Origin of the sequence: Hyalangium sp. (assembly GCF_045802625.1) — a bacterium.
Taxonomy (GTDB): domain Bacteria; phylum Myxococcota; class Myxococcia; order Myxococcales; family Myxococcaceae; genus Hyalangium.
In genome coordinates, this window is sequence record NZ_JBJMQP010000226.1 from 1 (window position 1) to 8,825 (window position 8,825).

Genomic DNA, 8,825 nt, shown 5'->3' on the forward strand with positions numbered 1-8,825 from the left:
ACACCCCCGTCAGGGTGTGCCGTCCGGCGAACAGCCACCCCTGCACCACCGTCACCAGCCAGGTGAGCGTCGGCATCGTCATGCTGGCACCCAAGTAGACGACGAGTTGGAGAAACGTCTCCGGCAGTCCCATGGCAGCCTCCTCATGGAAAGAGGGGCGTGCCACCCCTCTGGATAGGGCTCCTGCCTTCTGACCTATGAAGTCCTACGGCCTCGCGCTGGATGGCCCTCCGCCTCGGGCGGTTTCCCTCCAACCCGGGAAGCGCCACCGCGCAGGGCTCCACTGCGCGACAACCGCACGCTCCTCTACCCGCTCAAATCTGCGAAACTCGAACTAAGTCCTGTCAGAGGGTAGGTCGCGGTAGGTGCGTATTCCGGCCGGATCGATCACCGATTCCGGAGCTGCCCGATCACCCCCGGCCACTTCTTGCCCCTCACATTTCCTCGCCCCGCCGAGGTCCCGGGAAGGCCGCTCCCACCAGTCGTGGAGCGGACTTACGGGGACCGAGCGTCCAGGCTTCATGCTCCGTCCGGGTGATCGACCCCTCCGGAATCGGTGATCGATTGATTCCGGAATCGGTGATCGATCGGGTCCGGAGCACGCAGTAGGGACGGCCCTTCGCCGAAGAGGCTCTGGGACGCCTCTCGCCTCACGTCACGACGGGGCACGGCGAACTGATACGAGATGACCGAGCGCTACGCGCGGCTCGTAGCGAGCGTCCCGGCCGCACACCTTCGACACGGGCCTTGTCGTGCGTCCAGGCGGGCCGGAAGTGGGCCATGTCGACGCGGGCCTCGTGGTGTGCGCTGGGGCCTCGTGGTGCGTCCCTAGCAGGGGATCGGGTCCAGGCGGGCCAGCCATCGGATGCCCGCCCCCACGTCGCATTAGTGCATTAGTTAAGTACAGCTTAACGGCTTGTGTCGCCACCGGCCCCTTCTCCGTGCAGTCGCTAGGGTGCATGTTGATTCCGATGGAGGTGGCTTTCATGGACAAGGTGTTGTGGACCGCAGTCGCGTTCGCGGCGGGCGGCTAGGTGGTGCACCTTGGTATGCGTGGCGTGGTGGCTTCTGCGGTGCATTCAGCCTGACCGCAATCAGCCTGACCTTTTCACGGCTAGGCCCTGGATTGGCCTTCGGCCTCCTGGTCGCAGGACAACTCGACGCGCCCCTCGTGGCGAGCGCATCGACGCGACCGTCACCTGATACGGCGGCGCTCGCGGCGCCGCCCAACATCTTCAGAAGGGAGAAATAATCATGAGAGGAGCAGTTCTTTATGGCGCGGGCGATGTGCGGTTCGAGGAGCGGGGCAACCCGAGAATCGTTGAGCCGACGGATGCCATTCTCAGGCTCTCGGCCACATGCGTATGCGGGTCCGACCTGTGGCCCTACCGAGGGATCAGCCCGGTCTCACAACCCACGCCGATGGGCCACGAGTACTGCGGCATCGTCGAAGAGGTCGGCAGCGCGGTGACCTCGGTCAAGCGCGGCCAGTTCGTGATCGGCTCGTTCTTCGCCTCCGACAACACCTGTCCCAGTTGCCGGATTGGCTATCAGTCGGGCTGCCAGCACGCCGAGCCCGTCGGCGGCGCGCAGGCGCCCCTGCTGCGCGTCCCGCTCGCGGATGGAACCCTGGTGGCTACCTCGGGTGTTCCCTCGGACGATTTGATCCCGAGCCTGCTGGCGCTCTCCGACGTCATGGGCACTGGCTGGTTCGCCGCCGACGCAGCCAACGTGAAGCCGGACTCGACAGTCGCGGTCGTTGGCGACGGCGCGGTCGGTCTCCTGGGCGTGCTCTCCGCGAAGCAGATGGGTGCGGAACGGATCATCGCGATGAGTCGGCACGCGTCGCGGCAGAAGCTCGCCCGCGAGTTCGGCGCGACCGACATCGTCACCGAGCGCGGCGACGAGGGCGTGGCCCGCATCAAGGAGCTGACGAAAGGGATCGGCGCGGATGCGGTGCTCGAGTGCGTCGGCACGCAGGAGGCGATGATGCAGGCCATCCGTTCCACCCGCCAGGGTGGCTACGTGGGCTACGTCGGCGTCCCGCACGGAGTTGAGCTCAAGGGCGAGGAGCTGTTCTACGCGCACGTGCACCTGCATGGCGGCCCCGCGCCGGTGCGCCGCTACCTGCCCAAGCTCATCGACCTTGTCCTGAGCGGGAAGCTCAACCCTGGCAAGGTCTTCGATTTGACCCTGCCGCTCGACCAGGTGGGCGAGGCCTACCGGGCGATGGATGAGCGGCGCGCGATCAAGGCGCTGCTGCGGCCATGAGTGCTCATCCCGATTCTGGAGAACCCATCATGACAACCTGGTCGAAAGACGAGCTGCGCAGGATCTCCGAGACGGATGACCTGCACATCTCACCGTTCCGCGAGGACGGGAAGACGTACGGCACCCCCGGAGAGACGCACATGAGCAATGACAATCCTCGAAAGACAGCACCGAGCTCGCTCGCCGAGTTCGCGCCCAAGCTCGCCGAGATCACCGACAAGGTGCTCTTCGGCGATGTGTGGGAGCGACCGCAGCTTTCCAAGCGCGACCGGAGCCTCATCACCTGCGCCGCGCTGGTGGCGCTCGGAAAGACGGAGCAGATGACCTTTCACTTCCCGCGGGCCATCGAGAACGGCGTGAAGCAGGAGGAGCTCGTGGAGCTCATTACGCACCTCGCGTTCTACGCGGGCTGGCCCAACGCCATGTCTGCGGTGACGCGTGCACAGGAGTTGCTCGGGAAGAAGTAGCAAACGAGTCCCAACATGCAATGGCTCCTGGCTCCGGCTCTCATCCTTACGCTCCTCGGTTCGACACCTCTCACCCACAACTCACAAGCGGAGGCTTCCATGACTCTCTCTTCCAACAGCGGCCAGGCGGCTCAGGCTGGCGACAAGTCCACGACGTCCACCGGAGCTTCGCAGAGTGGCTCCCAGCGCATGGTGATCGCGCGGGCTGGGGCACAACCCTCCGGCCGAGGTCCCACGGCGAACTTCACAGGCTCGGTGATAGTCACGCCCCTCTTCGCCGCGACCGAGCATACCCGGGCGGCGGGAGCGTCCGTGAGCTTCGAGCCGTGCTCGCGCTCGGTGTGGCACACCCATCCGGCCGGTCAGACCCTCATCGTCACGGCGGGAGTCGGCTGGATCCAGGAGTGGGGTGGCCAGAAGCGGGAGATCCGGGCCGGAGACGTCATCTGGACGCCGCCGGGCGTGAAGCATTGGCACGGCGCGACGGCGACCAGCCCGATGACGCACATCGCGATTCAGGAGCACGTGAATGGCAAGGTCGTCGATTGGCTGGAGCAGGTCGGCGAGGACCAATACCGCGCGCCCACTGACGCGAGCGGCTCGGACACCCCAAGCGCTCGTCCGTGATCGTGAAGCTCTCAAGAAACCCGGCTACGACCCGCTGCGATGAGGCGTGTGGCGGGATTGCGAGCGCGTCAGCTCGGCCTGCCGGCCAGTTCCTTGGCTGCCTCGATGAAGAGGCGCCGGGGCTTCGAGCGCTGTGCGCGGCTGGGGTAGTAGAGGAAGAAGCCAGGCACGGTGGGCGCGTAGTCCTCCAGCACTCGTGGCAAGGACAGCTTCAGCCGTCCGACGGCCTCCCCGGCGCCTTTCGGCAAACAGCCGGGCGACCATCAACCCCTGCTTAACGGCCCGTTCGCTCCTCGCCATCTAGTCCCCGGAGGGCGCGACGCTTAATCCTTTCAACGGGCCCTGCTGCTCCAGCGAGCACGACACGCAGGGACTTTGAGAGAGAGAGAATCATGTCCATCCCACTCGCCGGCGCGCCCGTGGCGCCGACCCCGCGCTCCGCGTCATGGGGCGCCGTATTCGCGCTCACCCTGTGCGTCTCGACGCTCATCGCGTCCGAGTTCATGCCGGTGAGCCTCCTGACGCCTATCGCATCGGACCTCCACCTGAGCGAAGGCCGCGCCGGCCAGGCGATTGCCGTGTCCGGCCTCTTCGCCGTGCTGACGAGCCTCTTCATCGCGTCTGCGGCCAGGTCCGTCGACCGCCGGAAGCTGCTCCTCGGCCTCACCGGCGTGATGCTGGCTTCGGGCCTGGTGACCGCCCTGGCGCCGAGCTTCACCGTGCTCGTGCTGGGCCGTGCGCTCATCGGCATCACTATCGGCGGCTTCTGGTCATTGTCGACGGCCACCGTCATGCGGCTGGTTCCCGAGCGAGACGTGCCTCGTGCGCTCGCCCTGCTGAACGGTGGCAACGCGCTGGCCACCACCATCGCGGCGCCGCTCGGCAGCTTCCTGGGCCAGTACATCGGGTGGCGGGGTGCGTTCTTCGCGGTCGCTCCTCTCGCGGCCATCACCCTCGTGTGGCAGTTCTTCACCTTGCCCCCGATGCCCACGGAGCGCGCCGCCCCACCTCCGAGCGTGTTCGCCGTCCTTCGACGCCGCAAGGTGCTGTGGGGGATTCTGGCGGTCACGCTCTTCTTCATGGGCCAGTTCGCCCTCTTCACGTACCTGCGTCCCTTCCTGGAGATGGTCACGCGGGTTGGGGTGTCCACCCTCTCGCTGATCCTGTTGGGGATGGGCACCGCGGGGCTCCTGGGCACGTATCTCATCGGGTTCCTCGTGGCCAAGCGGCTGTCCGCGGTGCTCATCGCCGCGCCTATGGCGATGGCCGTCATCGCGGTCGCGCTCGCCGTCTTCGTCCGGTCCCTTGCGGCAACGGCCGTCCTCCTTGGGGGGTGGGGGCTCATCGGCACGGCGGCGCCGGTCGCGTGGTGGACGTGGCTCAGCCGCGCGCTGCCGCGCGACGCGGAGGCTGGCGGCGGCCTCATGGTCGCAGCCATTCAGCTCGCCATTACGGTTGGCGCCTCGCTCGGAGGGCTGCTGTTCGATCGTAGCGGCTACCAGAGCACGTTCGTGGTGAGCGCCGCACTGCTCGGGGGAGCGGCCCTCTTGGCCATCCGGGCGTCGAGGGATGCCTGCGTGGGCGATGCCGAGGTCCGCATGGCGTCGCTGAAGAGCGCCGCCTAAGCCAGGGAGTTTAAATCCGTTCAGGGGGTACCCGAAGCGCCAGTGGCTCCAGTCGTCCTGAGCGACGCAGCCTCCGGAGGAGGCGGACGGCATCCGGATAAAACGCCTGGCTCGGTGCGGCTTCAGCTCGCGCGGCTGCTCCCAGGAAGAGCGCGAGCAGAAGGGCCAATCTAACGGGTACGATCAAAGGTGAGTGACCTCCTGGATTCGCACCCTACCATCGCCAGCGCCCGCGCAGCGCGCCCCGAGCTGAGGTCACGGCGCCGCGCGCCCGCCGATCGCCGGGAAGCGGTCGTAGGCCCGCTTGAGCGCGTCCAGATGGGCGGGGTTGTCGAGATCGAGCGGCGCAGCGGTGAGCTGCACGACCCACCCGCCCGACGCCGTGCGCCGCGCCCGCTTGAGCAACTCGGCATCGCGAGCAGGGTCCGGGAACCCGATGGCCTGCGCGGCAGCGGCAGACCAGTAGTTCAGCCACGCGAGGTAATGCGGAATGTCATCGGAGCGGAGTGCTTCGGGGAGTTTGAGCACGGGCAGCCCGTAGGGCGGAACAGGCGGCTCGTCTCCCGAGTGGTGGAATTGCTGCGCTATTGTTAGGGCCACGCCCCCCGGGTTCACGCGCCCCCAGAACGCGCGAGCGCTGTCGCCTACTGCCTCCAACACATCTACCGCCGCTGCGATACCGGCTTCGTCGAGTGGCCAGTCCGCATGGACTTCAAAGCGTGGCCGACTCCCGGGGGCAAACCTCCCTGGGCTTTCCCACCCAGCAACCGTCACGACATGGTTCTCGTCGTCGTTGCACAGGAACGGCAGCCCTCCGTCTGTCCTGTTGGACGCGACCCACTCATCACGATGGGGCAATGTAATGAGATCCTCCTTTTCAGAAGCCGTCCATCCCAGCCTTAAGCCGGGAACAGCACGTTCCATACCATGAACAATGGCAAGAGGGCGGCCATCGTCGCCGACGAGCGCAGGTGCATAGACGGCAAGGCGTAGGAATTCTTGTGTGGCTGCCATCTCAGCACCAATCCATGACGACGACAGTGAGGGAAGGCTCTAGCTCAAGCAGCGCGGCTTTGTGCGCGGCGCTTTTGACCCCAACAACAAAACTATATCCGCACTCTTCTGCGAGCCTTTTCTCGCGCATTATCTCCGGCAGTTTCACCTTGGCAAAGAACCTCTGGGAGCGAAGCGAGTGTATATCGAAGTTATCAGTCTTGACGTCCCACAGAGTGAGCATGGCCAGTTGCAGCGCGTCAAATTGCTTGCCATTAACGAGCACATCCCAGCCGGGGAAGCCGTTCTGCGGAATGAGGTCGGCGCAGTCGTTGTGAGGGTCATTGCCGCCCGCATGCGGCACCGGGACGGGCCTGCACTCAGGTCGCTGCGAGGGATCGGATGAGATGGGAGGGAGCCAATCCGGACCCAAGCCCTTCGGCGTGGGCTCTCTCTTCGTCACGGGTTCCTGCTGACTGGATGGTCGTATCTGAGCCGTGCGCTTCGCACGCTCACGAGATGCGTTGCGTTGATAAGCATCAATCCCCTCTTGGATCGCGGCTGCCACCACCACCGCGCCAATCACAATCACTGCACCCGCAACGATCTCGGGTGCGGCAAAGATACAGAGGGCCACGGCTGCGGGAGCCGCTGCATCCGCGTAGGCAACGGCGCATTTTTTGGTGACATCCCGAAGCCTTACCCTATCGCGGTCTAGAGCGTAAAAGCATCTCTCCGCCAGAACGGGCCAGTCGTTGGAGGCTTCGCGCACCACGCACTGCCCATCATCCGTCCAGGGGTACAGCGCCGCACGCTGAAGATTGGCGAGCCTCGGGCTCGGGGCCTCCAGTTCTCCCGGGCTCGGATCCATCGTGGCGCAGGCCGAGAGTAGGAGCAGGAGCAGGGGGGCGCTGCAAGTTCGATGGGACATGGGACGTCCTTTCAATCAAGCGGGGGGCTGTGGGTCAAGGCTGGCCCGCTCCGGAGTCAGCCTGCCTCTTGCGCCCGCGTGCGACATACGTGCAACACGGATGGAGGAGCCGCTAACCATCCGTAAAGACACAGCACCAAAGTGGAGGCAGCGGCAATTGAACCCACAGCAAGGCAATGGCAAAACCCTAACGGCCGCAAGCAAAGGACTCACGGAGTCTTCATGGGAACAGAGGTGGGGGGCCGCTTGCGCCCGGGAGTGATGACGGGCACGTAGCAGGTGCCTTTGAACAACTGGCCCCCGAGTTCCTGGCAATTCTCAGGCTCCCCTGTGCCCTCCCACCAGCACCCACCGTGGAGGGAGACCAGTCCTTTGCCAGCAGGGCACCGTCCTTTTGGATCCGGCCGCACCTGACCTGGTACCGGCTCGGGAGGAGAGCCCTCGCTCAGGGCTTCGGCAGTGGAGACATCAGGCGGCTTCTCCAGAGCCGAAGAGGTTGCCGCATCCCCGAGTCCGGCCGTCCCCACCTTCGCAGGGTGCGCCTTCGTGGCCTCGGCCCGTGCGATGGAGTGCTCTCGCCAAGGTTTGCCGGGGAGCGCCCACCACGTTGCGATGATCAAAGCCAGTCCTGCTGCTGCCAGCGCCCACCAACGCCAACGGGCGAGCCGAGGCAACGCGGGTGTCCTGACAGAGGCAGATGCGTCTCCGGAACGGCGGGGCCGGAAGGGCTCGAAGGTGGATTCCAGTTCCTGCGCCAGCTGCGCCGCAGTGCCCCGCTGCTCGGGGTTGACCGACAGCAGGCGCAGCGTGAGAGCGCGCAGAGTGGGATCGATGTGATGGTGTCTCACAAGAGCACGAGGCAGCAGCACTCCCTGTAGACGCAGGGTGCCGTGCTCGTCTCGGGAGGGAGCGGAAAGCCGGGGGTACTCACCCGTCAGCAACCGGCACGCGGTGACCCCCAAGGCGTAGAGGTCATCAGCGGCAGAGGGGAGGTAGAGGGCGGTGGAGCTTCCGGAGAACCGCACCTCGAAGAGCCAGGACTGCGGAGAGCGATAGAGCGGAGTGCCTGGAAAGCCCATGGGAGGGGTGAGGGAGCCGGCTCCCGGGTAGAGGCCGGTGCCAAAGTCCATGAGCATGGCTCGGCCGTCCGAGCGACTGACCAGAATGTTGTCGCCCTTGGTATCATCCTCCCTGCAAGTTGCTGGTTTGACTGCCTGACTGCCCTTCAGCGTTGTCTCCCGGTGTCCCGCATGGAGATAACGTGCTGTCCATGGCGGCATCCACGCCCGCCAAGTCTTCTGCAGAAGCCTGCACCCCCACCACCGTGCGCAGGTAGCTGTCCGTGCTGCTCAGGTACTTGTGGCGCAAGAGGCGCTTGGCCTTGCCTACCTGCTCCTCGCCGGTGCCCGTGGCCACCGTCACCGCGAAGTGCCGCCGGAAGCGGTAGAAGCCCTGCCCGCGGGGGAACTCCTCGGGCACCGCCTCGCGCAGCCGCCGGAGAATCTCCAGCGTGTGGTCATCCCGGTACGGGAACACGTACTGCCGATAGACTGGCGCGCCCGGCTTACTGTCCGCGCACGGCCGGGTGCCCACCAAGGACCCCTGAGCGCACCCCAGCATGGGCTTGCCCTCCCGCAGCGCGCGCTGCGCGCTCTTGAGTGCGTGCTCCGGACCATGTCGATCACCTGTTCCGGGCCATGCCGATCACCGATTCCGGAGCAAGCCGATCACCTGTTCCGGACCATGCCGATCACCGATTCCGACCATGTCGATCACCTGCCTGGCGGGGTGAAACAGGGCGGAACAGGGCTGTAGCAGGCTGCGGGTGAAGGTAGAGCCGGAGCGTTGACGACGCTGGACAGAGAGCCGAGCACGCCGCCTCCCGAACACGGAGGTGGCTGTGGCGGCAGA

The 8,825-nt window shown here is 65.9% G+C and carries 10 protein-coding genes and 1 pseudogene; 5 read left to right on the plus strand and 6 right to left on the minus strand.

From position 1 onward, the window contains the following. Positions 1–1,000: 1,000 nt before the first annotated feature. From ACJ8AT_RS35635 to ACJ8AT_RS35650, 4 genes are all read left to right on the plus strand, one after another. Positions 1,001–1,252, plus strand: a complete 252-nt coding sequence (locus ACJ8AT_RS35635; protein WP_407742430.1) for a DMT family transporter — start codon at positions 1,001–1,003, stop codon at positions 1,250–1,252. A 2-nt stretch (positions 1,253–1,254) separates the two neighbouring features. Further along, positions 1,255–2,271: a zinc-dependent alcohol dehydrogenase family protein gene (locus ACJ8AT_RS35640; protein ID WP_407742431.1), complete on the plus strand. Its 1,017-nt coding sequence runs from the start codon at positions 1,255–1,257 to the stop codon at positions 2,269–2,271. A 29-nt stretch (positions 2,272–2,300) separates the two neighbouring features. After that, positions 2,301–2,738, plus strand: coding sequence for a carboxymuconolactone decarboxylase family protein (locus ACJ8AT_RS35645; RefSeq protein ID WP_407742432.1), 438 nt, complete (start codon positions 2,301–2,303; stop codon positions 2,736–2,738). Between the two features lie 99 nt (positions 2,739–2,837). Further along, positions 2,838–3,365: a cupin domain-containing protein gene (locus ACJ8AT_RS35650; RefSeq protein ID WP_407742433.1), complete on the plus strand. Its 528-nt coding sequence runs from the start codon at positions 2,838–2,840 to the stop codon at positions 3,363–3,365. A 68-nt stretch (positions 3,366–3,433) separates the two neighbouring features. Here the strand turns inward: ACJ8AT_RS35650 and ACJ8AT_RS35655 are convergent. Continuing rightward, positions 3,434–3,568, minus strand: a pseudogene (locus ACJ8AT_RS35655) (LysR family transcriptional regulator); the annotation flags it as partial. Between the two features lie 189 nt (positions 3,569–3,757). Between ACJ8AT_RS35655 and ACJ8AT_RS35660 the strand changes: the two are divergent. Then, positions 3,758–4,990, plus strand: a complete 1,233-nt coding sequence (locus ACJ8AT_RS35660) for an MFS transporter (RefSeq protein WP_407742434.1) — start codon at positions 3,758–3,760, stop codon at positions 4,988–4,990. Between the two features lie 255 nt (positions 4,991–5,245). On the opposite strand, the gene ACJ8AT_RS35665 is transcribed toward ACJ8AT_RS35660, so the two are convergent. The 5 genes from ACJ8AT_RS35665 to ACJ8AT_RS35685 all read right to left on the minus strand — a co-directional run. Further along, positions 5,246–6,004: a DUF5953 family protein gene (locus tag ACJ8AT_RS35665; RefSeq protein WP_407742435.1), complete on the minus strand. Its 759-nt coding sequence runs from the start codon at positions 6,002–6,004 to the stop codon at positions 5,246–5,248. Between the two features lies 1 nt (position 6,005). Beyond that, positions 6,006–6,854: a DUF6310 domain-containing protein gene (locus ACJ8AT_RS35670; RefSeq protein WP_407742436.1), complete on the minus strand. Its 849-nt coding sequence runs from the start codon at positions 6,852–6,854 to the stop codon at positions 6,006–6,008. Positions 6,855–7,123: 269 nt separating this feature from the next. After that, complete coding sequence (locus ACJ8AT_RS35675; RefSeq protein WP_407742437.1) at positions 7,124–8,194, minus strand: protein kinase domain-containing protein; 1,071 nt, start codon at positions 8,192–8,194, stop codon at positions 7,124–7,126. Then, positions 8,097–8,534: a hypothetical protein gene (locus ACJ8AT_RS35680; RefSeq protein ID WP_407742438.1), complete on the minus strand. Its 438-nt coding sequence runs from the start codon at positions 8,532–8,534 to the stop codon at positions 8,097–8,099. Before ACJ8AT_RS35680 ends, ACJ8AT_RS35675 begins: the two co-directional genes overlap by 98 nt. An 84-nt stretch (positions 8,535–8,618) precedes the next feature. Continuing rightward, a partial coding sequence (locus tag ACJ8AT_RS35685) for a hypothetical protein (RefSeq protein WP_407736259.1) occupies positions 8,619–8,825 on the minus strand: 207 nt, incomplete at its 5' end.